Annotated in this window: 2 protein-coding genes; one reads left to right on the forward strand and one right to left on the reverse strand. The window is 67.2% G+C overall.

Annotated elements, in window-relative coordinates; all coding sequences use genetic code 11:
• Positions 1-44: 44 nt before the first annotated feature.
• The gene (locus tag ABCR83_RS32700) at positions 45-425 is read right to left on the reverse strand and encodes a site-specific integrase (protein WP_462698898.1); all 381 of its coding nucleotides are present in this window, start codon (positions 423-425) and stop codon (positions 45-47) included.
• Between the two features lie 101 nt (positions 426-526).
• On the opposite strand from ABCR83_RS32700, the gene ABCR83_RS32705 reads away from it, so the two are divergent.
• Positions 527-851 (forward strand): transposase (locus ABCR83_RS32705; protein WP_462698899.1); only part of this gene is annotated, 325 nt, incomplete at its 3' end.

Raw genomic sequence — 851 nt, forward strand, 5'->3', positions numbered from 1 at the left:
GGCCTCCAGGACCGTACGCAGTTCGACGTGGTCGACGACTTCGCCTACCCGCTGCGGGCGTGGAACTCGTAGAACGTGCTGACCGCAGCGAGCTTGCGGTTCACGCTGGAGGCCGTGCAGTGGTGCTCGACCGTCGGCAGCACCGCCACCGCCCCGTTCCGGGCCACCGGCGGAAGCCGCAGCCAGGCCACGAAGGCGGCCACCGCCTCCAGATCCACCGACTTCCAGCCCAGGCCGCGTCCGTCGAGATAGGTCCACCAGTCCTTCAGGTCATGGGCGTACGCCTTGACGGTGTTCGGTGACCGCTCGATTGCCGACAGGTAGGCCAGGAACGACTCCACCGGATCGACTGGCCGCAGATCATCTCCCAGCAGCGTCCACGACTCCGTCGCCGCCCCGGGTGCCAGCACCCTCTGCACGCGCATCGCGCATCCGCCCCTTCCGTGTTGGACGGCGGCAGATAACCGCATCCACCACGGGAGTTGGGGGAACTGCAAAGTGCTTCACGCACATGAAGGACACGCTTGTGCGGGCTCAAGATAACGGCCGCAAGCGGCACGTCGTGGTCGACACACTCGGCCTGCTGCTGGGCGTGATGGTCACCGCCGCGGATGTCGGCGACCGCACCGCCGCCCAGGTCCTGCTGCGGCAAGTCGCCGACGCACACCACCTGTTGGCCCTCGTCTGGGCCGACGGCAGTTACACCGGCAGCCTCGTCGAGTACTGCCTGGCCGCGCTCGCGCTGGTCCTGGCGATCGTCAGACGCAGTGACGGCCAGAAGGGGTTCGTGGTGCTGCTATCAGTTACGTGGAATCTGACCGCAGCGGAGATCATCTCCCTGCGGTACGACC

Source organism: Streptomyces xingningensis (assembly GCF_054957865.1).

What these genes read in the sequence shown, in the direction of transcription:
- ABCR83_RS32700 (WP_462698898.1), bottom strand. Translation starts at nt 425, where the DNA reads ATGCGCGTGCAGAGGGTGCTGGCACCCGGGGCGGCGACGGAGTCGTGG.